The sequence below is a fragment of the Bradyrhizobium australiense genome (assembly GCF_013114825.1).
GTDB classification, from domain to species: Bacteria; Pseudomonadota; Alphaproteobacteria; order Rhizobiales; family Xanthobacteraceae; genus Bradyrhizobium; species Bradyrhizobium australiense.
Genome location: NZ_JAAVLX010000003.1, coordinates 824,593 through 846,309, shown reverse-complemented (window position 1 = coordinate 846,309; position 21,717 = coordinate 824,593). Strand labels below are relative to the sequence as shown.

Below are 21,717 nucleotides of genomic sequence, written 5' to 3'. Positions count from 1 at the left end.
ATGTTCGGAAAATTCTCGCGCCGGCATTTTGCAAAACTTGCAGGCTTGTCCGCCCTCGGCATCGCCGCAGCGCCAGCCGATGCCGCCGCGCAACCGGCATCCGACCGGCCTGCGCCGGCGAGCTTTCCGAAAGACTTCGTGTGGGGCACCGCCACCTCGGCCTACCAGATCGAGGGCGCCGTGAATGAAGACGGCCGAGGCCGTTCGATCTGGGATACGTTCTCGCATACGCTCGGCAAGATCGAGGACGGCACCAGCGGCGACCGCGCCAACGAACACTACCACCGCTACAAGGAGGATATCGGCCTGATCAAAGGATTGGGCGCGAGGGCTTACCGGTTTTCGATCGCGTGGCCGCGGGTATTTCCGGAAGGAACGGGCAAGCCGAACCCCAAGGGCCTCGACTTCTACGACCGGCTCGTCGACGAACTGCTCAAGAACGGCATCGAGCCGTACGGGACGCTTTATCACTGGGACCTGCCGCAGACGCTCGAGGACAAGGTCGGCGGCTGGCGATCCAGCGAAACGTCAAAAGCGTTCGGCGATTATGCCGGCCATGTGGCGGCGCGTCTTAGCGATCGCGTCCGGTCGATCTTCACGATCAACGAAGCCGGAAGGTTCGTGAATTTCGGCTATGGCTGGGGCATCGACGCTCCCGGGCTCAAACTGCCGGACGCTGATGTCAACCAGGTCCGCCACCATGTGGCGCTGGCGCATGGCCTCGCCGTGCAGGCGATCCGCGCACATGGACGCGCGGGCACCAGAGTGGGGCCAGCCGAGAACATCGCGGCCTGCGTGCCGGCGTTCGACACGCCGGAAAACGTTCGCGCCGCCGAGACGGCGACGCGCGAATTGAATTCAGGCTTTCTCGGCGTCATCCTCGAAGGCAAATACACCGACGGATTTCTGCGGTTCGCCGGCAAGAACGCGCCGAAATTCACCGCTGATGAATTGAAGATCATTTCGCAGCCGAACGATTTCGTTGGCCTCAACATCTATGCGCCGCAGTTCTACATCGCCGCTTCCGACAAGCCGCCGGGCTGGAGCGTGCTGCCGTTTCCCGCGTCCTTCCCGCACATGAATTCGGAATGGCTGCGCGTGGGGCCTGAGACGATCTATTGGGCGCCGCGACTGGCGGCAAAGGTTTGGAACATCGAGACGATCTACATCAGCGAGAACGGCACCTCGTCGGAAGACAAGCTTCGCGCCGACGGCCAGGTCTACGACCTCGATCGCATCATGTATCTGCGCAACTATCTCAGGCAGCTGCAACGCGCGACGTCGGAGGGCGTGCCGGTCCGCGGCTACTTCCTCTGGAGCCTGATGGACAATTTCGAATGGATCTACGGCTACGAGAAGCGCTTCGGGCTCTATCACGTCGACTTCGAGACCCAGCGCCGGACGCCGAAACTGAGCGTCGCCTTCTATCGCGACGTGGTCGCGCGGAACGCGATCGGCGTCTGAAGGCGGGCAGCCGGCTTCAATACCTCGCGGCTTGCCGCACTGACGCCGGGGTCTCGGTGACGGAGCGCTGCTTGCCCTCGATTGCCACAGTCGTGGCGGGTTCATGCGCCAGCTTGCGCGGTGATTCGTGACTGACGAATAGGCCTGCAGCAGTGAGCATTAGCACGACATAAAGGGCGAACATGCCGCCGACCCATTTCCAATAGATCTGGCGGGCCTGGGGTGTAAGGCTTTCAAGCAATCGGCGCATGGTTACCTCCTCATCAGGAAACCTAATGGGCTGCGTATAGCCCCCACGCCAGCTGCGGTGTGTGACGCACTTCACAGATGTAGATTTGTAATGGGGAACCCGTGACCGGAGCCGAACTGAAGAAACTTCGCGGGCATCTCGGTGAGGCCATCGGTCAGCCGCTGTCGGTGGCCGACATGGCCAAACTCTGCGGGCTGCCGCCCTCCGACGGCGCCGATACCATCCGTAAGTGGGAGGTGACCGGCCCGACCGGGCCGGTGGCGGAGCTCTTGCGCATCCTGGCGATGGCGAGCGACCACTATCCGATCCTCGAAATGTTCAACGTGTTCGACCGCCACGACGTGCCGGCGAAAGATCGCCCGGCGCGCCGGCAAGCCTTCCGCGAACAGATGCGCAGCGACGTGCGGCGCCGAATTGGTTAAGCAAAGCTTAACGAAGGTTATCGCGAAACGCGAAAATTAAGCCTTTCCTTACCTTTGATTAGGCCTTCATTAAGTACAAAAAACGTTTGTCTGCCAATGGGTTGGGTTACGGCCCGCTGTCACCCGGGAGTGACAGCATTTTAGATAAAAGCTGTCTATCTGCGTGGCGATGGATGGCGCCCCGCACGAGGGTGTCGCCGAACGGTTTTCGGAGACCAACACAATGAAGAAGATCCTCGCCGCCCTCGTGGCCTTCGCCGCTCTCACCGCCGCAGCACCCGCGCTTGGCGCCGATCTCGGCGCGCGTCCCTATTACAACAAGGCGCCCGCCTATGCGGCGCCGATCTACAACTGGACCGGCTTCTATATCGGCGGCCATATTGGCGGCGCCTTCAGCGGCAGCCACGACTTTAACGGCGCTGTGCTGAGCGATTCCAGCGCCCGACTGCTCGGCGGCGTTCAAGCCGGCCTCGATTGGCAGTTCGCGCCGAACTGGGTGCTCGGCACCGAGGGGCAGTATTCCTGGCTCGGCAAGAATAACCTCACCGCCACCTTCCCCGGCGGCTACGTCTACACCAATGATCAGCGCGGCCTCGGCTCGGTCACAGCCCGCATCGGCTACACTTGGGGTCCGGGCCTCCTCTACGTCAAAGGCGGTTACGCCTATTCCGACAACTACGAGAGGCTGGCGCTCGCCGGCGCACCGATCCCGTTCTTGCTCGATGGCAACCACAGCAACGGCTACACCGTCGGTGCCGGCGTCGAGTACATGTTCGCCCCAAACTGGGCGGTCAAAGGCGAATACATGTATTACGACTTCGGCAGCAGCCGCTTCGTGAGCCCTGCCGCACTGGCGCCGTTCGGAAGCTTCCACAATGACGACCACACGCTGAAGCTCGGCGTCAATTATCGCTTCAACTTTGCGAGCCCCGTGGTGGAGCGCTACTAAGCGCTTTCAACTGAGAATTGCAGAAGGCCGGCTGTCACGCCGGCCTTTTTGTTTTTGTTCATTCGCCCTGCGTTTTCCGGTTTGCGGAAAAATCCAACGCGGCAAACGTCTTCCGCTAAAATTATGGCGAAAAAGCTCCGTTTTTCCAAACTTGTTAACCGGGTATCGCGATACTGCTGCGCGAGGAAACATCTCAAGGTAGCGTGGACGGGGCAGCGGGCAGATGGCGTTATTCAAATCACGGCTCAAGGGTTTTCGCTTCGGCGTCAGGGGCAGTCTGTTTGCCGCGTTCGCCGTCATCGCCGGCATGGCGATCATCATCTCTGCCGGTGCCGGACTGATGCTCGGGCGGCTTGGCGAGACCATGGTCGACTTGAGCGGACGGGATATTCCCCGCCTCGCCGCCAGCCTGCAGCTTTCGGCACAAAGCGCGAGCCTCGCCAGCCAGGGGCCGGCGCTGCTGGCTGCGCGCAGCGAACAGGCGCTGAACGATCGCACCAGGAAAATGAAGGAGACCCAGACGGTCGCGCTGCAGAAGCTCGGCGAGATCGTCGAACTCGGCGCCGACAAGGCGGTGGTTGCCGCACTCACCGAGAACATGAAAAACATCGATGAGGTGATCAAGAGCCTCGGCGCGGCCGCGCAAGAGCGGCTCGAACTGGCCGCCCAGCACGAGAGACTGTACGAAGCGGTGCGCAAGGCGCAACGGCGCTTCATTGCCGCCGCCGGCCCCGCGGCGATCGATGCCCAGACCGAACTCTACAGCATCTACGCCGCTCCTAACTTCTCGCAGGCCGACGCCATCAAGGCCCACAAGACGGCCGACCAGCTCGCCGACATCGCCGCGAGCGGCAATCTCATGGCGTTCGACATGATCGCCGCGTTGTCGGCTACCAACGGCGATACGTTAGAGGCCATCGGCAAGGAATTCCGCACCGCGCAGGCGCGCGTGAAGGCCAATGTCGAGCAGCTGCCCAAGACCACGGCGATGAACGTCGTCCGAACAGCGACCTTGGACTTGCTGGCGCTTGCCGACGGCAAGACCGGCGTCTTCAAGGTCCGCCAGCAGGAACTGGACGCCGACGATTTCGGCCAGACCATCCTGGAGGAAACCCGCAAGCTCAACGTTGGCCTCGGCATCAGCGTCCAGCAGCTCGTCGATGGCGTGCAGAAGGAAACCGACGCTGCGGCCTGGCAGGCGCGTCAGGAGATTTCGTTCGGGACAATGGTCATGCTCGCCCTCGGAGTGGCGACGCTGGTCGGTTCGATCCTGTTCGTCTGGCTCTATGTCGGCCGCAACATCCTGCGGCGGATCGGCAATCTGCAGCGTTCGATGCAATTGCTGTCCAGCGGCGACCTCGAATCGGAGGTCTATCAGAGCCACCAGGAGGACGAGATCGGCGCAATGGCGGACTCGCTGCAGGTCTTCCGCGAGAGCATGATCCAGAGCCGCGCGCTATCGGCCGAACAGGACAAGGACCGCATCGCCAAGACCGAGCGCGCCTCGCGCATGGAAGCGCGCATCGTCGAGTTCGAAAGCACCGTTCGCGCCGCGCTCGACAGCCTGCAGACCGCGGCAGGCTCGATGCAGTCGACCGCGCAAAGCATGTCGGCGACCGCCGATCAATCCAGCGCGCTGGTCACTGCGGTGGCGACCGCCGCCGAACAAACCTCAGCCAACGTGCAGACCGTGTCGTCGGGCACCGAGGAATTGTCCTCCTCGATCGAGGAAATCGGCCGTCAGGTCATCACCTCAGCGGAAATCGCCCGCAAGGCGGTCGACGATGCCGGCGCAACCGACGCCACCATGCAGGGGCTTGCGGATAATGCGGCACGCATCAGCGTGGTCGTCGACCTGATCCAGACCATCGCCTCGCAGACCAACCTTTTGGCGCTGAACGCGACCATCGAAGCGGCACGCGCCGGCGATGCCGGCCGCGGCTTTGCCGTGGTCGCCTCCGAAGTGAAGAGCCTCGCCAACCAGACCGCGAAGGCCACCGACGAGATCCGCCAGCAGATCGTCAGCATGCAGACGGTGACGGAGACCGCGGTCTCCGCGATCCGCAACATCAGCACAACGATCAGCGAGATCAACGAGGTGACCACCGCGATCGCGGCCGCGGTCGAGGAGCAGGGTGCGGCGACGCGTGAGATCGCGCGCAACATCCAGCATGCTGCGGGCGGCACCAGCGAGGTCTCCAGCAACATCGTCGGCGTCTCCAGCGCATCGGCGCAGGCCGGAACCGCGGCCGGCCAGGTGCTGACCGCCTCCGACGCGCTGCGCCGCGAGGCCGATGTGCTGCGCGAGGAGATCGACGCGTTCCTGATGAATATTAGGGCGGCGTGATTTCGCTCTGTCATTCCGGGCGATGCGAAGCATAGAACCCGGAATCTCGGGATTCCGGGTTCGCATCTTCGATGCGCCCCGGAATGACAGCCAGCCCGTTTTTCGGCTAGCGCGGCGGCGCCTCTACCGCTAAGCCGGTAACATGCATTCGAAAACCGATACGGTGCAGTCCTCGGCCGAGGCACTGCGATACCCCTTCGAGAACCACCCCGGCCACGATCAGGTCGTCGAGGTGGTGCCCGGCGTGCTCTGGGTCCGGCTCAAGCTGCCATTCCGGCTCAACCACGTGAATATCTATCTGCTCGCCGATGGCGATGGCTGGGCGATGATCGATTCCGGCTTCGGCAATGAGGAATCCATCGCCGCCTGGACCACCCTGTTCGAGGGTCCGCTTCGGCATGTGAAGATCACACGGCTGATCGTCACCCATTCGCATCCCGACCACGTCGGTCTCGCCGGCTGGATCGTCGAGCGCTTCGACTGCCCGCTGCAGATGTCGCAGGTCGAATATTTGCAATCGGTCTATCACCAGAACCGCGGCACCGAGGAGCGGCGCAACGCGCAGCGGCTGTTCTTTCGCCGCCACGGCATGGACGAGAGCCTGACCGACAAATTGCTCGGCCGCGGCCAGGACTATTTGAAGCGGGTTTCGGTGCTGCCGCCGTCCTATCGGCGCATCTCGCATGGCGACGAGGTCGTGATCGGCACGCGCCGCTTCAAGGTGATCACCGGCGGGGGCCATGCGCTCGACCAGGTGATGCTGTATTGCGCCGCCGACAAGCTGTTCCTCTCGGCCGACCAGGTGCTGAGCAAGATTTCGCCCAATGTCAGCGTCTGGGCGGTCGAGCCCAACCAGAACTCGCTCGGAGAATATCTGGCCTCACTCGCCAGCCTCACCACGACGCTGCCCTACGACGTCATGGTGCTGCCCGGCCACGGCGTGCCGTTCTACGGGCTGAAGACCCGCATCAAGCAGCTCGCCGACCATCATGAGGACCGCTGCCGTCTCATCGCGGAAGCCTGCCGGGAAGTGCCGCAAACCTCAAAGGAGCTGGTCCCGGTCGTGTTCCACAAGCACGTGCTGGACGAGCACCAGATGGGCTTTGCCGCCGGTGAATTGGTCGCGCACGTCAATTACATGCTGGTCGAGGGCCGCCTGACCTGCGAAATCAGCGATGGCGTGCTGCGGTTCCGGACCACCTGATACCCCCGATCAGGAGGGCCGATGCAAATCGCTATTCGCATCCTGGGCAATACCCCGATCTGGGTTTTCGCGCTGTTGGCTTTCCTGATTTGGCAGGGATTGCAGGCGCTGCGACCGCGGACGCAGCCGATCTGGCGCATGTTGATCGTCCCGCTGGCCTTCTTCCTAATGGGATTATCGCGGCTGGTGCTGGCGCGCGACAATGAACTGGAGCCGCTGCTTGCCTGGTTCGTGGCGGCTATGCTGTTTCTCGCGCTGGCGCTCTTTGCCGGTCCCCGGCTGCTCGCCGTCGACCGCAAAACGGGCGCCGTGACCCGTCCGGGCAGCGTCGGCCCGCTGGTGCGCAACATCACGGTGTTCTTGTTGCAATACGGCGTGGCGGTCGCGACCGCCATGAAACTCGAGCCGCGTGCCGCGGTCGCGATCATCGGCCACGCTGTTTCGGGCGCTTGCGCGGGTTACTTTTCGGGGTGGGCGGCCGCGCTATTGCGCCGCTCCCGAAATTTCCGCAACGACCAAAATACCGGGCCTATAGATCGCACCTAGAGTGTTGATCTCGATCAACATTTGCTCCGGCTAACCAGCATCCCCGAGCGCACCGAAATGCAGGAATTCGCATAGACATCAAAGCTGGAAAGGCTCTAAAAAGGCCTGACGCCAATCCGGCCGGTTCCGTTCCAGGTCTTGTGATGGACTACAGCAAATTCTTCCACGCCGCCCTCAATCGCCTTCATGACGAGCGGCGCTACCGCGTTTTCGCCGATCTCGAGCGGATTGCAGGCCGGTTCCCGCATGCGGTCTGGTACTCGCCGAAGGGCAAGCGCGACGTCGTCATCTGGTGCTCCAACGACTATCTCGGCATGGGACAGCACCCCAAAGTAGTCGGCGCGATGGTCGAAACTGCGACCCGTGTTGGCACCGGTGCCGGCGGCACCCGGAACATCGCCGGCACCCACCATCCGCTGGTGCAACTCGAACAGGAACTGGCCGACCTGCATGGCAAGCAGGCCTCGCTGCTGTTCACCTCCGGCTACGTCTCGAACCAGACCGGCATTTCGACCATCGCCAAGCTAATTCCGAACTGCCTCATTCTATCCGACGCGCTGAACCACAATTCGATGATCGAAGGCGTCCGCCAGGCCGGCTGCGAGCGCCAGATCTTCCGCCACAACGACCTCGCCCATCTCGAGGAACTTTTGATCGCTGCGGGCCCCGACCGGCCCAAGCTGATCGCCTGCGAGAGCCTCTATTCGATGGATGGCGACGTCGCCCCGCTTTCGAAAATCTGCGATCTCGCCGAGAAATACGGCGCCATGACCTATGTCGACGAGGTCCATGCCGTTGGCATGTACGGCCCGCGCGGCGGTGGGATCGCCGAGCGCGACGGCGTCATGCATCGCATCGACGTGCTGGAAGGCACGCTCGCCAAGGCCTTCGGCTGCCTCGGCGGCTATATCGCCGGCAATGCCGACATCATCGACGCGGTCCGCTCCTATGCGCCGGGCTTCATCTTCACCACCGCACTGCCGCCGGCGATCTGCTCGGCGGCGACGGCTGCGATCCGGCATCTGAAGACCTCGAACTGGGAGCGCGAGCGCCACCAGGACCGCGCCGCCCGCGTCAAGGCGATCCTCACCGCCGCCGGGCTGCCTGTGATGTCGAGCGACACCCACATCGTGCCGCTGTTTGTTGGCGATCCCGAGAAGTGCAAGCAGGCCTCCGACATCCTCTTGGAAGAGCACGGCATCTACATCCAGCCGATCAACTATCCGACCGTCGCCAAGGGCACCGAGCGACTGCGCATTACGCCCTCGCCCTATCACGATGACGGCCTGATCGATCGGCTGGCCGAAGCGCTGCTGCAGGTCTGGGACCGCCTAGGCCTGCCCGTGAAGCAGAAATCGCTGGCGGCCGAGTAACCCTACCCGTCCTAATCCCTTCGAATTGGGCCGGTCGCGCCGTGCGCTGCCGCCCCAAAGCGTCTATATTCACCTCTTCCGGCCATGGCGTTTGCGAGCGTCCGGCTGGCGTGGAGAAAACACGACCGCATCCAGCGCCGGGAGAGGGAGACCCGCAGCGATGCTGCACGACTGGGGCGTAATCGCCACCGCGTTCGCCTATATCGGCTTGCTATTCGTCGTCGCCAGCTACGGCGACCGCCTGTCGCCGAGCCAGCGCGGCCGCGCCAGCATGCTGATTTATCCATTGTCCCTGGCGATCTATTGCACGTCCTGGACCTTCTTCGGTTCGGTCGGCTTCGCCACCCGCACCAGTGTCGACTTCCTCGCGATCTATGTCGGGCCGATCCTTATGATCGGCCTTTGCACACCGCTCCTGCGGCGCGTGATCCATCTCGCCAAGTCGCAGAACATCACCTCGATCGCCGACTTCATCGCGGCGCGCTACGGCAAGAGCCAGGCGGTTGCCGCCACCGTGGCTGTCATCGCGATCGTGGGCTCGGTGCCCTACATCGCGCTGCAACTCAAGGCGGTGGCGTCGTCGCTGGAGACCATCCTGAGTGAGGACAAGCTGTTCTCCTCTATTCCGCTGATCGGCGACATCGCACTGGTCGTCACCTTGGCGATGGCGGCATTCGCGGTCTTGTTCGGCACCCGCCAGACTGACGCCACCGAGCACCAGCACGGCCTGATGCTGGCGATCGCCACTGAATCGATCGTCAAGCTGGTGGCCTTTCTCGCCGCCGGCGCTTTCGTCACGTTCTGGATGTTCACGCCGGTCGAACTGATCGAACGTGCCATGAAGACCCCGGAGGCGGTACGCGCCATCAGCTACGTGCCGTCGATCGGCAATTTCCTGACCATGACCCTGTTGTCGTTTTGCGCGATCATGCTGCTGCCGCGGCAGTTCCACGTCAGCGTAGTCGAAAACTCCAGTCCCGAGGAGGTTCGCCGCGCCCGCTGGCTGTTTCCGCTCTATCTGGTCGCCATCAACCTGTTCGTGATCCCGATCGCGATCGCGGGCCTCATCACTTTCCCGTTCGGCGCGGTCGACAGCGACATGTATGTGCTGGCGCTGCCGATCGAGGCGAATTCCGCGCTGCTCAGCATCGCCGTGTTCGTCGGCGGCCTGTCGGCCGCGACCGCGATGGTGATCGTGGAATGCGTCGCGCTCTCCATCATGGTCTCCAACGACATCGTGCTGCCGATGGTGCTGCAGGGAAGTCCCGGGGCGCGCGACGGCAGCAAGGGGTTCGGCGACTTCCTGCTCGGGATCCGGCGCTTTGCGATCTTCGCTATCATGGTGATGGCGTATTTCTACTACCGCGCGCTTGGCAACACCCAGTTGGCGGCGATCGGCCTATTGTCGTTCGCGGCGCTGGCGCAACTGGCGCCGGCCTTCTTCGGCGGCCTGTTATGGCGGCACGGAACCGCACGCGGGGCCATGGGTGGCATGCTGATCGGCATCGCGGTTTGGCTCTACACGCTGTTCCTGCCGAGCTTCCTGGAAGGTAATCCCGCCGGTCTTCTGCTGTTGCAGCAAGGCCCGTTCGGCATCGCAGCACTGCGTCCGCAAGCGCTGCTCGGCACCGATCTGCCGCCCCTGATGCATGGCGTGTTCTGGTCGTTGTCGCTCAACATCCTTACTTACGTGCTGATGTCGATCGCGCGCCAGCCGTCCTCGATCGAGCGGCTGCAGGCGGACCTCTTCGTGCCGAACACGCTGGCGCCGATTGCCCCGAACTTCCGGCGCTGGCGCACCACGGTGACCGTGCAGGACATCCAGAGCACCGTGGCGCAATATCTCGGCCCGGAGCGCGCGGCCCAGGCCTTCGAGAGCTTTGCTGCCGGTCATCCCGGCACTCTCGATCCGGCGGCACCGGCCGATTTCGAGTTACTGCGATACGCCGAACGCCTGATCGCTTCCTCAATCGGGGCGGCCTCCTCGCGCCTCGTGATGTCGCTCCTGTTGCGCAAGCGCACGGTCTCCGCGAAAGCCGCGCTAAAACTGCTCGACGATTCCCACGCGGCGCTGCATTTCAACCGCGAGATCTTGCAGACCGCGCTCAACCATGTGCGTCAGGGCATCGCCGTGTTCGATGCCGATCTCCAACTGATCTGTTCGAACCGCCACTTCGGCGAAATCCTCGCGCTGCCGCCGCACCTCGTGCAACTCGGTATTCCCTTGCAGGAAATCCTCGAATTCATGGGCGCGGTCAGCCCATCCGACTCCGGCGACCCCGATATGCTATTGGCGCGGCGGCTGGAGGCCTATACCACCGAGGGTGAGCCCTATCTGGAGCGCCTGCCCGATGGCCACATGGTGGTCGAGGTCCGTTCCAACCGAATGCCGGGCGGCGGCCTCGTCATCACCTTCTCCGACGTGACCCCGAGCTTCGAAGCCGCCGAGGCGCTGGAGCGCGCCAATGCAACGCTGGAAAAGCGCGTGCGCGACCGCACCGAGGAACTGACGCGTCTGAATTCCGAACTGGCGCAGGCCAAGAGCACCGCCGAGGACGCCAACATCTCGAAGACCCGGTTCCTGGCGGCGGCCAGCCACGACATCCTGCAGCCGCTCAACGCGGCGCGGCTGTATGTGACGAGCCTCGTCGAGCGGCAGAACGGCGGCGAGGATTCCCGCCTGGTCGAGAACATCGATGACTCGCTGGAGGCGATCGAGGAGATCCTCGGCGCGCTCCTGGACATTTCGCGGCTCGATGCGGGGGCGATGACGACCTCGATCTCGAGCTTCAAGATGGCCGACCTGATGCGCTCGCTGGAGATCGAATTTGCGCCGATTGCCCGCGCCAAAGGGCTGGACCTGACCTTCGTGCCCTGTTCACTGCCGGTGCAATCCGACCGTTCGCTGCTGCGCCGGCTGCTGCAGAATTTCATTTCCAACGCGATCAAATACACCCCGCGCGGGCGCGTGCTGGTCGGCTGCCGCCGCCACGGACAGTCGCTGCAGATTGCCGTCTACGACACCGGCGTCGGCATCCCCGTGATGAAGCGCGGCGAGATTTTCAAGGAGTTCCACCGCCTCGAACAGGGCGCGCGGATCGCTCGCGGCCTTGGCCTTGGGCTATCGATCGTCGAGCGGCTGGCGCGCGTGCTCAACCACGGCATCGCGATCGACGCCAACGCCAGCGGCGGTTCGGTGTTCTCGGTGACGGTACCGGTCGCCAAGGCGATCAACCATACCGCCGCCGTTACCAGCGCAACGCCGCTGTCGAAGACGCCGATGAGCGGCGCGCTGATCGTCTGTATCGAAAACGATCCGGCGATCCTCGATGGCATGAAGACGCTGCTGACGGCCTGGAACGCCGAAGTGATTGCGGTGGCGGACCCCGAAGCCGCCATCGCTGCGATCGAATCTTCCGGCCACAGCGTGACCGGCCTTCTGGTCGACTATCATCTCGATCGCGGCAACGGCGTGGCCGCGATCCGCGAGATTCGCCGCCGCTTCGGCGAGAACATCCCGGCCATCCTGATCACGGCCGATCGCAGCCCGAAAGTCCGCGCCGCCGCGCGCGAGGAAAACATCGCGATCCTCAACAAACCGGTCAAGCCAGCCTCGCTCCGCGCCCTGCTCGGCCAGTGGCGGGCGCAACAGATGGTGGCGGCGGAGTAATACACACCGTCATTCCGGGGCGATGCGTCAGCATCGAACTCAGGGGCGCCTTTGCGCCCCTGAGAATCTCGAGGTTCCGGGTTCGCTTCGCGCCCCGGAACGACGTGCCAATCACCCCGTCGGGGTGCCCTGCCGCCACTGGCCGCCGGAGATTTTCGCAGCCGCAATCACCGCCTGCGTGCGGCTTTCAACGCCGAGCTTCTGCAGGATCGCCGACACATGCGCCTTGATGGTTGCTTCGGAGACGCCGAGCTCATACGCGATCTGCTTGTTGAGCAGCCCCTCCGACAGCATCATCAGCACCCGCACCTGCTGCGGGGTCAGCGTCACCAGGCGGTCGCGCAGCCGCGTCATGTCGGGGTCGCTCGCCGAGGAGAGATCGGTGTCCGGCGGCACCCAAACGTCTCCCTCCATCACCTTCATGATGGCGTCGCGCAGCGTCTCGACGCCGAAGCGCTTGGGGATAAAGCCGGAAGCGCCGAAATCGAGCGATCGCCGGATCGTGCCAGCATCATCGCTCGCCGATACGATCACCACCGGGATCGCCGGGTATTGCGCCCGCAGATAGATCAGCCCCGAGAAACCCGAAATCCCCGGCATCGTGAGGTCGAGCAGGATCAGGTCGACGTCGGAATCCCGCTCGAGCAGCGCGGTGAGTTCGTCGAACGTGCCGGCTTCGCTGATGGCGGCCGAAGCAACGACACTGGCAACCGCCTGCCGCAGAGCGTCGCGGAAGAGCGGATGGTCATCGGCGATGACGAGGTGTGTATTGGCAGCAGCAGTCATCTGTTCCGGGCGCCGACAGGAGGTCGGAAAGCATGCAAGTCGTTGCTGATTGACAGCAATTTGATTGTCCACTCTCAGGAAGCGACTTGCAAGGCAACCTTTCCCGCGTCGCGCAAAAGCGGTTAATCCACGGCGTGCTCATCGTGAATGGTGCAATGCAAAAAGAGATAGATAGCGCGGCGTTCACGCGAGCCGGGAACTCTCGGCAGCTCAATCCCTAAAGGAGGTCGCGGGTTGATGCAGGCTTGAGGGGCGCGAGCGGCAGGTCCGTCAGCGGCGCGCCCAGCATGTTAACACTGTTCGCAGCCATGGCACGTCAGGCATATGCAGTGCGTCGGCGATAACTGGCGAGTTAGCGGGCCGCGGACAATGATTGCGCTTGGACTTGTTTCGCTGAACCAGCGCGCTTCAGGGTGAGCGAAGGTTTGACCGCTTCCTGCTGAAGCGTGAGAAAGACGTGCAGGGCTTGGTGGCCCTGCACGAGAGCGGACTTTGTTACGATGCGGTTCTAGGCTCTATCGGTTGCCAGATGCTGATTTTACGAGTCTCCGGCATCAGGAAGAGGGCGAGCACGAAGCACACCGCGGGCACCACGATCGGGTAGATCAGCGCGTAGCCGATGCTGCCGGTGGCTGCGAAAGCTGCCGAAGTGACGAACGGCACCAACCCGCCGCCCCAGCCGTTGCCAATGTGGTACGGCACCGACACTGACGTGTACCGAATCCTGCCGGGGAAGAATTCCGCCAGAAACGCCCCGACCGGCCCATACACCATCCCGACGTAGCAAACGAGGATGAAGATAATGAAGATTGCGACCGGATAGTTGATGTTGCCAGGCTGCGTGACTGTTCCCAGCCACAAATACAGCGGGTAGTATGTGATCGCGGCGAGCAACATGCCTCCCAGGATCACCGGCTTGCGGCCGATCTGGTCTGACAGCCAGCCAAAAAAGATCAAGCTCGGCGTAGCAATAAGCAACGCAGCTCCCACAATGTAAGCCGAGGTCAACGGGTCCACCTTGGAAACCTGCTGCAGAAAATACAGCGCCCAGAACTGACCGCTGTACCAGACAACTCCTTGCCCGATCAGCACTACGCAGGCGATCAAGATGTATTTCATGTTCGCGCTAAGGAAGGCCTCCTTCCAGGGGTTCCTGGTCATCTGCCCCTTAGCCTTGATCTCCTGGAAGATCGGCGTTTCCTGGAGCTGGAGCCGGATGTAGATCGCGATAGCTACCAGCAGGAACGAAACCAGGAACGGAACGCGCCACGCCCATGCGTCGAATGCTTGATTGCCGAAATACGTCCGGGTCGCAATGATTACGGCCAGCGATACCACGATCCCGAGGGTCGGAGAGGTCTGCAGCCAGCCGGTGTAGTAGCCGCGGCTTTCGTCTGGCACATGCTCCGCAACATAGGTGATGGCGCCGCCATACTCGCCGCCGAGGCACAGGCCTTGGATCATCCGCAAGCCGAAGAGAAGGAATGCGGCGGTCAGACCAATCGACTCGTAGGTCGGAATCAAACCGATCGCTCCGGTGCCCAGTCCCATTCCGCTGAGCGTAATAAGGAACGTATACTTGCGGCCCACCCGGTCGCCCATCCATCCGAAAAGGAACGCCCCCAATGGACGGATCAGGAATCCGGCGGTGAACAGCGCAATCGTGCTCAGCAGAGCTGCGACCGGGTGGGATTGTTCAAAGAACTTGACTGACAGAACTGCGGCCAAGCTGCCGAAGATATAGAAATCGTACCATTCGATGATGTTTCCTACCGACGCAGCGATAATCACGCGGCGGAAATCGCTGGGAATTTGAATTGCCATGTACGGCTCCTATTATTTCAGGGCATTACCTCGCATTTCCTCAGAGCTTTAATTTCTCGCGACGTTTACATGCGAAACCCGCAACGTCTGATCTCAGGGGAGCTTTGAACCACCCGAGAAGAGCTTCAACGGCCTCGGTGCCGCGAGCCACCGCTGCCTCCTTCCCATCCGTCGGGAACGAAAGCGCGAAAACAGTCTAATCCTTAATGAGACAGCCACTTTATAAGACTTTTGGCTCAATCGAACTGAACCAGGCGCTGAAATCCGCAGCTTGGTTGGCCGGATATCGCAGAGTCGGCGTGTGCCTTTGCACGATGTACTTCACGCGTATCCGTGGACATAGCGACATCGCTTGCCAGCTACTCGACAAAGCCAGAACCCAAAACCATCGCCAGGCCGAGCTGTGGCTCTATCTTTGCGTCGCCCGCCTGGGGCCTTTACGCACCGAACGACAGCAAGCGTAATGCGCGAGACCTATTTGCTGTTCGCCCGCTGGACCGCGATTATCTTCATCGCGTTGTGGATAACGCGCTTTCTTTCTCTGTTTTTGGTATTGGACTTTAGTTCGAGACAGCGGCAACCGGCCGGGCTGCCGGAGACGGTGAGGTCTCTGCTCGTTGTTTGTGGACCGGCTACCAAAGCATTGAGAACGGGCCTGAATGCAAGGCCTTCCCCGTGTCCGGAAATCGACGCTGCCTACTGATTACGCAGGTGGAATTCACACAAGGGCAGCAGCAGGGACCCCATCCTGATCGGGCACAGCTGCTCAACGCCAGCCGAAAGTACTATTGGGCCAAGCTTCCCGAACATGTAGGAAACCTAAAAATAATTAAGCGTCGATCTGACGCAACACACATCTTTGTGGGTCAAAAACGAAGGGGAGCGATCCAAAATGTCCACTTTGACTGCCACATCCGGCAAGGCCGCCGGGATGACGAAGGACGAACGTTTCGTCATTCTAGCCTCCTCGCTCGGCACCGTCTTCGAATGGTATGACTTCTACCTCTATGGATCGCTCGCCAGCATCATCGGCGCGCAGTTTTTCTCGGACTATCCGCCGGCCACGCGCGACATCTTTGCACTGCTCGCCTTCGCCGCCGGCTTCCTGGTTCGCCCGTTCGGCGCCATCGTGTTCGGCCGCATCGGCGATATCGTCGGACGTAAATATACCTTCCTCGTCACCATCCTGATCATGGGCCTGTCGACCTTCATCGTCGGCCTGCTGCCCAACGCCAAGACCATCGGCATCGCAGCACCGATCATCCTGATCGCCTTGCGCCTGTTGCAAGGCCTTGCGCTCGGCGGCGAGTACGGCGGTGCGGCAACCTACGTTGCCGAGCACGCGCCGATGGGCAAACGCGGCTACTACACCTCGTTCATCCAGACCACGGCAACGCTCGGCCTGTTCCTGTCGCTGCTGGTGATCCTGTTCACCCGCACGGCATTGGGCGAAACCGAGTTCGCAGCATGGGGCTGGCGCATTCCGTTCCTGGTTTCGGTCTTGTTGCTTGGCATCTCCGTCTGGATCCGGCTGCGACTGAATGAGTCGCCGGTGTTCCAGAAGATGAAGGACGAGGGCAAGAGCTCCAAGGCCCCCCTGACCGAAGCCTTCGCCAACTGGAGCAACGCCAAGCTCGTCATCCTGGCGCTGATCGGCGGCGTGATGGGCCAGGGCGTGGTCTGGTACACCGGCCAGTTCTACGCGCTGTTCTTCCTGCAATCGATCCTCAAGGTCGACGGCTACACCGCCAACCTGCTGATTGCCTGGTCGCTGCTGTTCGGCACCGGCTTCTTCATCGTGTTCGGCGCACTCTCCGACAAGATCGGCCGCAAGCCGATCATTCTGGCGGGCTGCCTGATTGCGGCGCTGACCTTCTTCCCGATCTTCCGCATGATCACCACCAACGCCAACCCGGCGCTGGAAAAGGCGATCGAGAGCGCAAAGGTCGAAGTGGTGGCCGATCCCAAAGGTTGCGGCGATCTGTTCAACCCGGTCGGCACCCGCGTCTTCTCGGCGCCTTGCGACACCGCCCGCGCCTTCCTGTCGCAGTCGTCGGTCAAGTATTCGACCAGCTACGGTGCGGCAGGCTCCGGCGTGAAGGTCGTCGTCAACGGCAAGGAAGTGTCCTACACCGACGCCAAGACGTCCAATCCGGCGGTGCTGGCGGCGGTTCAGGCGGCCGGCTATCCCAAGGCGGGCGACGCAGGAATCGTGAAGATGTCTCATCCCTTCGACATCTTCCGTCCGCAGGTCGCAGCGATCATCGGACTGCTGTTCATCCTGGTGATCTTCGTCACCATGGTGTACGGGCCGATCGCGGCAATGCTGGTCGAATTGTTCCCGACCCGGATCCGCTACACCTCGATGTCGCTGCCCTATCACATCGGCAACGGCTGGTTCGGCGGATTGTTGCCGGCAACCGCATTCGCAATCGTGGCCTCGACCGGCGATATCTACGCGGGTCTCTGGTATCCGATCATCTTCGCTTCGATCACCGCGGTTGTCGGCTTCTTCTTCCTGCCGGAAACCAAGGACGTCGACATCACGAAGTGACCGACTTCGTCCGGCGGCAAGCCGGACGTTCATCAGATCACGAACCGGCCGCGGAGCGATCCGCGGCCGGTTTGCTTTTGCGGGCGCCTCAATCTGTCCTGCCGGCGAACTGCAGCACGATCTCGCGCCGGTGCGGCCGGGCGCGGTGCTCGACCAGATAGATCGCCTGCCAGGTGCCCAGCGCGAGCGCGCCCTCAAGTACCGGCACGTGCAATGAGGTCGAGGTCAGCATGGTCTTGATGTGCGCCGGCATGTCATCCGGCCCCTCGGTGTCATGGCGCCATCCGGCGTTTTCGGGCGCGAGCCGGTTCAGCGCCGTCGTCAAATCGACCAGCACGGTCGGATCGGCATTTTCCTGGATGGTCAGCGACGCCGAGGTGTGGCGGATGAACAGAGTCAGCGCGCCCTCGCCTCCCCGCGCGTCGCGCACGAATTTTTTGACCTCGGCAGTGAGGTCGGTAAAGCCCACACCTGACGTCTGCACCGTCAGCAGCGATGACACGATGGTGTTGGCGCTGACGGTCGAGGGAGCGGTGCGGGAAAGGGATTTGGGTGTTGTCATGAAAATCTCTCCACACGTCGTCCCTGCGAAAGCAAGGGACCCATAGCCAGCAACATTCATTGTTGCAGAAGATCTCAGCCACCGCCGCTTACAACGAGAGCCGCGGCGTATCGGTCCCTGCATTCGCAGGGATGACGTATGGATGGAGTGCGCGGTCGGTCAAATCTTGCCGCTGACGTCCTTCTGCACCCGGTTCGCCATCTCGATCAATCGCCGCCAGGCCCGCTCCAGGAACGACATCATGCGATCCATGTCGCGGTCGCTCGGCAGCGGGATTTCAATCTTGCGCTCGCCCTCGGCAGCCTTCGGCTCGCCTGGTTTCAGGGAGTCCGATTTCGGCAGCGGCTCCTCGATCTTGCCGCTGACGGTGGGCTCGCGCGACGCGAGGTCTGCCTTGAGCCGCTCATTCTCGGCCTGCAGCCGGACAATGTCGGCTTGCAGACGGCCGATTTCCGTGTCCATCGCCGCGCGCTCGTCAGGTACGGCATAGCAGGCCCAGCCCGCACCCGAATTGCTGCAGGTCGAGACTGCGCCAGTTCGGGTATCCAGGCGCAGCACGCCATCGCCCGCCGGCGATAGCGCGTAGCGGCCGTTCTCGGTCTCCGGCATCGGGCCCGCAAGCGCCTGACCGCCGCCGGCGAGACAAATGACCAGCGTGATGACGCCAGGGAATTTCGAGGACGATTTCGCTCTGCGCATGGGCTTGCTCCCGCCTCAGGACGGTACCGGTTTCATCGACCGGCGGGGCGCTTTCAAGGCGCGCTCCTACACCCTTGAGGTATAGGGCGCGCGGCCGGACTTCAACGCGTCTGCGAGCAATTCGAGGCGGTCCTGCCCCCAGAACACCTCGCCGTCCAGCACATAGACCGGCGAGCCGAACACGTCGGCCGCCAGCGCATCCTGCCTGTTCTGCTCATACGCCGCGCTGATTTCTTCCGACCCCGATCGCTCCACCAATTGCCTGCCGGGCAGCCCCGATTCATCGGCGAGTTTCGCAATCGTTGCGGGATCGGCGAGATTGAGCTGATCTTCCCAGACGCCGGCAAAGGCCCGTCGCAGATATCGGTCGGGATCGAGGCCGGCCTCCAGCGCCGCGATCACGACGCCATCGGCCAGACGCGCATTGAATGGCCAGTTCGCCGGCTGCAGGTGGAATTTCAGTCCGCGCTTGTCGCGCCAGCGCTGCAGTTCGACCATCCGGTAGCGCTGCCGCACCGGATGGCGCTTCATCAAGGGCAAGCCGCCGGTCTCCGAGAACAGATCGACCAGCACTACCGGCTTGTGATTAACCTTGAGATCGTAAGTACTTACCAGGTCCCGAAAGGACTCGTGGCCGATATAGGCCCAAGGCGATTGGATCGAGAAATAGTAATCGACTTGGCGCGGCATACACCCTCCCGGGACGGGATTTTCGTTTCATTCGGAGCATCCCAACAGACCGCCCAAACAGGCGCAAGATCGATCCTTGCGGGAATAGCTGCTGCACTGCGATGACAGTCCACAGTGTCGCAGCCAGCACTCGAATAATTCCAATCAAATCAATTGACTAGCTGGTTACGACCTAATCTTGACTTGATTAGACGCGGTAAGTATGGTCCGCGCGGCTTTCAAGGGTGACGGGCGTAATTTCCATCAACCGTTGGCATCGTTTAATGTCTTGGGCATGGCCGAAGACAACAACGACAACGCAAGTGGAAATCGCGATCAGTCGTCTTCCGACGAAGCTGCGCTTTCCGCAAGGCTCGGAAGTCTGGATCAACGGTTGTCCGAAATTCGCGACAGCCGGAAACTCAGGACTGATCAACCCGGAACTGAAAGCGGAGACAGGGCTGCCAGAGCATCTGCGATGGCGCTGGGTTTCCGGCTTTCCTCGGAGTTGGTCGCGGGCGTTGTCGTCGGGGCGGCGATTGGCTGGGGGTTCGACCGTTTGTTGTCGACATCGCCGTTCGGTTTCATCGTGTTTCTGCTGCTCGGCTTCGTCGCCGGTGTGGTCAACGTGGTGAGATCTGCAGGCGTAGCTTCCCGCAGACGCTGAGCATCGACGGGAAGTCACGACATTTGAAATTCGATTGCCGGCCAGGCCGGTGGATAAAGAGCCGCGCGGATGAAAATCGACCCGATCCACCAGTTCAATATCGAACCCCTCTTCACGATCGGCCAAATCGGCAAGCACACGATCGCCTTCACCAACTCCTCGCTCTACATGTTCCTCTCGGTAGCGGTGATCTCGCTATTGATGATCGGCGGCATGGCGGGACGGCAACTGGTTCCCGGGCGGCTGCAGTCGATCGCGGAAATCTCCTACGAGTTCGTCGCCTCGACGATCCGTTCTACCGCCGGCTCGGAAGGCATGAAGTTCTTCCCGCTGATCTTCTCGCTGTTCATGTTCATCTGCATCTCGAACCTGATCGGCATCATCCCCTACACGTTCACGGTTTCGAGCCACATCATCGTTACCGCGGCGCTGGCCTTCCTGGTTTTCTTCACCGTCCTGATCTACGGGCTCTACAAGAACGGCTTCAAGTTCTTCAAGATTTTCGTGCCCTCCGGCGTGCCTATCTACATCCTGCCGCTGGTGATGTTCATCGAAATCCTGTCGTTTTTCCTGCGGCCGGTCTCGCACAGCGTACGTCTGTTCGCCAACATGCTGGCCGGCCACATCGCGCTGAAGGTGTTCGCGGGATTCGTCGCCATGCTCGGCGTGTCGCTCGGCGCGCTCGGCTGGGTGGGCGGCGTGCTGCCGCTGGCGCTCACGGTGGCGCTGACCGCGCTCGAACTCTTGGTCGCATTCCTGCAGGCCTACGTGTTCGCGATCCTGACCTGCATCTATCTCAACGACGCCATTCATCCGGGACACTAAGCGGTCCGGGGAATTTCCACCCACACCTTTGTCTTACCCCTCAAGGAGCTATAGAAATGGAACCGGCAGCAGCTAAACTTATCGGCGCGGGCATCGCAGCAATTGGCATGGGCGGTGCGGGCGTCGGCGTGGGCATCATCTTCGGCAACTACCTTGCCGCGGCAGTGCGCAATCCTTCGGCTGCCCAGGGCCAGTTCGGTAACCTGATCTTCGGCTTCGCCGTGACCGAAGCGCTTGGCATTTTCTCGCTGCTGATCGCGCTGCTCTTGCTGTTCGTTCCGCTCTGAGCTGCACCCACTCGCGCCGCCTCCGGGCGGCGCGCCTGACCGCAACAGGAGAACCCCGTGGCTGAAAGTCATGGTACCCCGGCAAAGGGCACCGGCGCCCACACCGAAGCCGACGGCGGACACGGCGGAGGATTTCCTCCGTTTGAGTCGAGCACGTTTGCCTCGCAGCTGGTGTCGCTCGTCATCGCGTTCGTCGCGCTCTATGTGATCGTTTCCCGCTTTGCGCTGCCGCGCGTCGAAAGCGTGATCGATGCACGTCAGAACGCGATCGAGGGCGATCTGGCGGCGGCGCAGAAGTTCAAGGATGAGTCCGACGCGGCGCTGAAGGCGTATGAGACCGAACTCGCTTCTGCCCGCACCCGCGCCCAGGCCATCGGCAACGAGACCCGCGAGAAGCTGAACGCGGCCGCGGAAGCCGAGCGCAAGACGCTGGAAGACCAACTCGCCGCCAAGCTTGCTGCCGCCGAAAAGCAGATCGCTTCGACGCGAGAAGCCGCGATGAGCAACGTCCGCGGCATCGCAGCGGATGCGGCCGGTGCTATTGTCCAGCGTCTGACCGGCGTGCTGCCCGACAGCAAGGCGGTGAGCAGCGCCGTCGACGCTTCGTTGAAGGGATAGA

19 protein-coding genes are annotated in these 21,717 nt (G+C 62.2%); 13 read left to right on the top strand and 6 right to left on the bottom strand.

The genetic code is table 11. From position 1 onward, the window contains the following. A complete protein-coding gene (locus HCN58_RS11040) occupies positions 1–1,464 on the top strand; it encodes a GH1 family beta-glucosidase (protein ID WP_171579353.1) in 1,464 nt (487 codons plus the stop codon). Positions 1,465–1,480: 16 nt separating this feature from the next. Here HCN58_RS11040 and HCN58_RS11035 read toward each other — a convergent pair whose 3' ends face one another. Then, entirely contained in the window at positions 1,481–1,714 is a 234-nt protein-coding gene (locus tag HCN58_RS11035) for a hypothetical protein (protein ID WP_171579352.1), read from the bottom strand. Positions 1,715–1,815: 101 nt separating this feature from the next. On the opposite strand from HCN58_RS11035, the gene HCN58_RS11030 reads away from it, so the two are divergent. The 7 genes from HCN58_RS11030 (at position 1,816) to HCN58_RS11000 (ending at position 12,225) form a co-directional block, all read left to right on the top strand. Continuing rightward, positions 1,816–2,136, top strand: coding sequence for a helix-turn-helix domain-containing protein (locus tag HCN58_RS11030; RefSeq protein WP_171579351.1), 321 nt, complete (start codon positions 1,816–1,818; stop codon positions 2,134–2,136). Positions 2,137–2,359: 223 nt separating this feature from the next. Then, the gene (locus HCN58_RS11025) at positions 2,360–3,085 is read left to right on the top strand and encodes an outer membrane protein (RefSeq protein WP_171579350.1); all 726 of its coding nucleotides are present in this window, start codon (positions 2,360–2,362) and stop codon (positions 3,083–3,085) included. 223 nt (positions 3,086–3,308) lie between these two features. Continuing rightward, positions 3,309–5,432: a methyl-accepting chemotaxis protein gene (locus tag HCN58_RS11020; RefSeq protein WP_171579349.1), complete on the top strand. Its 2,124-nt coding sequence runs from the start codon at positions 3,309–3,311 to the stop codon at positions 5,430–5,432. A 142-nt stretch (positions 5,433–5,574) separates the two neighbouring features. Next, positions 5,575–6,636 (top strand): MBL fold metallo-hydrolase, encoded by a 1,062-nt coding sequence (locus HCN58_RS11015; protein ID WP_171579348.1) that lies wholly within the window; start codon positions 5,575–5,577, stop codon positions 6,634–6,636. A 21-nt stretch (positions 6,637–6,657) separates the two neighbouring features. Further along, positions 6,658–7,182, top strand: coding sequence for a DUF6622 family protein (locus HCN58_RS11010; protein WP_171579347.1), 525 nt, complete (start codon positions 6,658–6,660; stop codon positions 7,180–7,182). 143 nt (positions 7,183–7,325) lie between these two features. After that, on the top strand, positions 7,326–8,555 hold the full coding sequence (gene hemA / locus HCN58_RS11005) for a 5-aminolevulinate synthase (protein WP_171579346.1): 1,230 nt from the start codon (positions 7,326–7,328) through the stop codon (positions 8,553–8,555). A 160-nt stretch (positions 8,556–8,715) separates the two neighbouring features. Next, complete coding sequence (locus HCN58_RS11000) at positions 8,716–12,225, top strand: PAS domain-containing hybrid sensor histidine kinase/response regulator (protein WP_171579345.1); 3,510 nt, start codon at positions 8,716–8,718, stop codon at positions 12,223–12,225. Positions 12,226–12,336: 111 nt separating this feature from the next. On the opposite strand, the gene HCN58_RS10995 is transcribed toward HCN58_RS11000, so the two are convergent. Together HCN58_RS10995 and HCN58_RS10990 are read right to left on the bottom strand one after the other, a co-directional pair. Next, entirely contained in the window at positions 12,337–13,011 is a 675-nt protein-coding gene (locus tag HCN58_RS10995; RefSeq protein WP_171579344.1) for a response regulator, read from the bottom strand. Between the two features lie 495 nt (positions 13,012–13,506). After that, positions 13,507–14,835: an MFS transporter gene (locus tag HCN58_RS10990; protein ID WP_171579343.1), complete on the bottom strand. Its 1,329-nt coding sequence runs from the start codon at positions 14,833–14,835 to the stop codon at positions 13,507–13,509. A gap of 931 nt (positions 14,836–15,766) precedes the next feature. Here HCN58_RS10990 and HCN58_RS10985 point away from each other — a divergent pair. After that, a complete protein-coding gene (locus HCN58_RS10985) occupies positions 15,767–17,389 on the top strand; it encodes an MFS transporter (RefSeq protein ID WP_171579560.1) in 1,623 nt (540 codons plus the stop codon). Positions 17,390–17,477: 88 nt separating this feature from the next. Here HCN58_RS10985 and HCN58_RS10980 read toward each other — a convergent pair whose 3' ends face one another. From HCN58_RS10980 to HCN58_RS10970, 3 genes are all read right to left on the bottom strand, one after another. Then, the gene (locus HCN58_RS10980; RefSeq protein ID WP_171579342.1) at positions 17,478–17,951 is read right to left on the bottom strand and encodes a secondary thiamine-phosphate synthase enzyme YjbQ; all 474 of its coding nucleotides are present in this window, start codon (positions 17,949–17,951) and stop codon (positions 17,478–17,480) included. Positions 17,952–18,110: 159 nt separating this feature from the next. Further along, positions 18,111–18,650: a hypothetical protein gene (locus HCN58_RS10975; protein ID WP_171579341.1), complete on the bottom strand. Its 540-nt coding sequence runs from the start codon at positions 18,648–18,650 to the stop codon at positions 18,111–18,113. Between the two features lie 66 nt (positions 18,651–18,716). Further along, the gene (locus HCN58_RS10970) at positions 18,717–19,340 is read right to left on the bottom strand and encodes a 2-hydroxychromene-2-carboxylate isomerase (RefSeq protein ID WP_171579340.1); all 624 of its coding nucleotides are present in this window, start codon (positions 19,338–19,340) and stop codon (positions 18,717–18,719) included. 274 nt (positions 19,341–19,614) lie between these two features. Here HCN58_RS10970 and HCN58_RS10965 point away from each other — a divergent pair, with 274 nt between their 5' ends. The 4 genes from HCN58_RS10965 (at position 19,615) to HCN58_RS10950 (ending at position 21,716) form a co-directional block, all read left to right on the top strand. Further along, complete coding sequence (locus HCN58_RS10965) at positions 19,615–19,986, top strand: AtpZ/AtpI family protein (protein ID WP_171579559.1); 372 nt, start codon at positions 19,615–19,617, stop codon at positions 19,984–19,986. Positions 19,987–20,055: 69 nt separating this feature from the next. Then, on the top strand, positions 20,056–20,811 hold the full coding sequence (locus HCN58_RS10960; protein WP_171579339.1) for a F0F1 ATP synthase subunit A: 756 nt from the start codon (positions 20,056–20,058) through the stop codon (positions 20,809–20,811). A gap of 56 nt (positions 20,812–20,867) precedes the next feature. Continuing rightward, the gene (locus HCN58_RS10955) at positions 20,868–21,098 is read left to right on the top strand and encodes a F0F1 ATP synthase subunit C (protein WP_028348038.1); all 231 of its coding nucleotides are present in this window, start codon (positions 20,868–20,870) and stop codon (positions 21,096–21,098) included. Positions 21,099–21,155: 57 nt separating this feature from the next. Beyond that, positions 21,156–21,716, top strand: a complete 561-nt coding sequence (locus HCN58_RS10950) for a F0F1 ATP synthase subunit B family protein (protein ID WP_171579338.1) — start codon at positions 21,156–21,158, stop codon at positions 21,714–21,716. Position 21,717 lies beyond the last annotated feature (1 nt).

Bases quoted from the DNA above. Each gene is read 5' to 3' on its own strand.
- HCN58_RS11035 (WP_171579352.1), bottom strand. From the start codon at position 1,714: ATGCGCCGATTGCTTGAAAGCCTTACACCCCAGGCCCGCCAGATCTAT.
- HCN58_RS10965 (WP_171579559.1), top strand. From the start codon at position 19,615: ATGGCCGAAGACAACAACGACAACGCAAGTGGAAATCGCGATCAGTCG.
- HCN58_RS10975 (WP_171579341.1), bottom strand. From the start codon at position 18,650: ATGCGCAGAGCGAAATCGTCCTCGAAATTCCCTGGCGTCATCACGCTG.
- HCN58_RS11010 (WP_171579347.1), top strand. From the start codon at position 6,658: ATGCAAATCGCTATTCGCATCCTGGGCAATACCCCGATCTGGGTTTTC.
- HCN58_RS10970 (WP_171579340.1), bottom strand. From the start codon at position 19,340: ATGCCGCGCCAAGTCGATTACTATTTCTCGATCCAATCGCCTTGGGCC.
- HCN58_RS10990 (WP_171579343.1), bottom strand. From the start codon at position 14,835: ATGGCAATTCAAATTCCCAGCGATTTCCGCCGCGTGATTATCGCTGCG.
- HCN58_RS10955 (WP_028348038.1), top strand. From the start codon at position 20,868: ATGGAACCGGCAGCAGCTAAACTTATCGGCGCGGGCATCGCAGCAATT.
- HCN58_RS11020 (WP_171579349.1), top strand. From the start codon at position 3,309: ATGGCGTTATTCAAATCACGGCTCAAGGGTTTTCGCTTCGGCGTCAGG.
- HCN58_RS10995 (WP_171579344.1), bottom strand. From the start codon at position 13,011: ATGACTGCTGCTGCCAATACACACCTCGTCATCGCCGATGACCATCCG.
- HCN58_RS10985 (WP_171579560.1), top strand. From the start codon at position 15,767: ATGACGAAGGACGAACGTTTCGTCATTCTAGCCTCCTCGCTCGGCACC.
- HCN58_RS11015 (WP_171579348.1), top strand. From the start codon at position 5,575: ATGCATTCGAAAACCGATACGGTGCAGTCCTCGGCCGAGGCACTGCGA.
- HCN58_RS11025 (WP_171579350.1), top strand. From the start codon at position 2,360: ATGAAGAAGATCCTCGCCGCCCTCGTGGCCTTCGCCGCTCTCACCGCC.
- hemA (WP_171579346.1), top strand. From the start codon at position 7,326: ATGGACTACAGCAAATTCTTCCACGCCGCCCTCAATCGCCTTCATGAC.
- HCN58_RS11000 (WP_171579345.1), top strand. From the start codon at position 8,716: ATGCTGCACGACTGGGGCGTAATCGCCACCGCGTTCGCCTATATCGGC.
- HCN58_RS11040 (WP_171579353.1), top strand. From the start codon at position 1: ATGTTCGGAAAATTCTCGCGCCGGCATTTTGCAAAACTTGCAGGCTTG.
- HCN58_RS10980 (WP_171579342.1), bottom strand. From the start codon at position 17,951: ATGACAACACCCAAATCCCTTTCCCGCACCGCTCCCTCGACCGTCAGC.
- HCN58_RS10960 (WP_171579339.1), top strand. From the start codon at position 20,056: ATGAAAATCGACCCGATCCACCAGTTCAATATCGAACCCCTCTTCACG.